The sequence below is a fragment of the Rhodococcus sp. C3V genome (genome assembly GCF_029269915.1).
Taxonomy (GTDB): Bacteria; Actinomycetota; Actinomycetes; order Mycobacteriales; family Mycobacteriaceae; genus Rhodococcus_F; species Rhodococcus_F qingshengii.
Window position 1 is genome coordinate 1 of record NZ_JARJBE010000054.1, and the last position, 1,236, is coordinate 1,236.

1 protein-coding gene and 1 pseudogene are annotated in these 1,236 nt (G+C 58.2%); both read right to left on the reverse strand.

Annotation, left to right across the window (positions count from 1 at the left end; translation table 11 throughout):
* Window positions 1–40 precede the first annotated feature (40 nt).
* On the reverse strand, window positions 41–1,024 hold the full coding sequence (locus P3G66_RS31750) for an IS3 family transposase (protein WP_276117880.1): 984 nt from the start codon (window positions 1,022–1,024) through the stop codon (window positions 41–43).
* A pseudogene (locus tag P3G66_RS31755) lies at window positions 991–1,158 on the reverse strand (transposase); the annotation flags it as partial. The pseudogene P3G66_RS31755 and the gene P3G66_RS31750, both read right to left, overlap by 34 nt.
* Window positions 1,159–1,236: the final 78 nt, after the last annotated feature.

Here is a 1,236-nt window from a genome sequence, read left to right on the forward strand (position 1 = left end):
TGGTAGGACCCCATTTGATGAGCCACTCGCTATCAGAGAATCAATGCGTGTGAATACAGCTGGCAGCGTACTCATTCGGAGTTCGGTACGCCAGCGGCGAATGACGGTGCCGATTGTTGTAGTCCTCCTTCCAGTCCTCGATGACCACTCGGGCTTCGAGGACGCTGTGGAATTCGTTCATGTTCAGGCATTCGTCACGGACACGGTTGTTGAAGGACTCGATGTAGCCGTTTTTCCACGGCTGACCGGGTGGAACGTAGCCGATACCGATGCGATCCTCGCAGAACGTCCTGAGTGCTTCGGAGATGAACTCCGGGCCGTTGTCGCACCGCAGTACTTGCGGCGGGCCATCCCAGAGTGTGAACGACTTCTCCAAGGCTGCGACGAGATCCCCTGCCGGAATGGATCTCTCGACGATGTTGAGCACCGACTGACGGGTGTGTTCGTCGACCATCGACGCGATCTTGAATTTCCTCCCGTCCGTCGTCGAATCGAACTGGAAGTCGATCGCCCACACGACTTTCGGTGCGTTTGCCTCGGTGATCGGAGTGGTCGAGGCGCCGGCACGTTTACGGATTTTGCGCACCTTCACCCGCAATCCTTCCTCGCGCCAGAGACGTTGAACCTTCTTTTTGTTGATCACCCAACCGTCAGCACGCAAGTCCGCCCACGCCCGGCGGAACCCTTTTCTTTGGTTGGCTTTGGCCCAGTCTCGCAACCACTTCCGCAGATCCGCGTCCGGATCGCCCGGGGTGTTCCTCCTAAGCTCTTTCCGCTGAGTCGATCGCGGTTGCCCGACGACCTTGCACGCGAAACGCTGCGCGAGCCCCATCGTCTCCTGAAGCATCGTCACAGCGTTTCGTTTGGCGGTCGGGCTCAGAATTTTCCCTTCGCGATCTCCTTGAGCGCCGCCTTTTCGAGTTCGGCTTCGGCGAGGAGCTTCTTGAGCAGCACGTTCTCGTTCTTGAGTTCTTTGAACTCTTTGGCGTCGTCGGCTTTCATGCCGCCGTACTGCTTGCGCCAGTTGTAGAGCGTCGGCACGGAAACGTCGAGTTGTCGGGCGATTTCCTCGACGTCGGTGCCTTTGGCGGCGAGTTCGTCGCCTTGGCGCAGCTTTCGGATGATCTGTTCGGGCGTGTGCCGTTTACGTCCAGCCATGAGTTGTAGCCTTTCATGCCCTTGATCAGGGCGGAAGGATTCTCATAACTTGCGGCTCACTTGATGGGGGTCATGCCA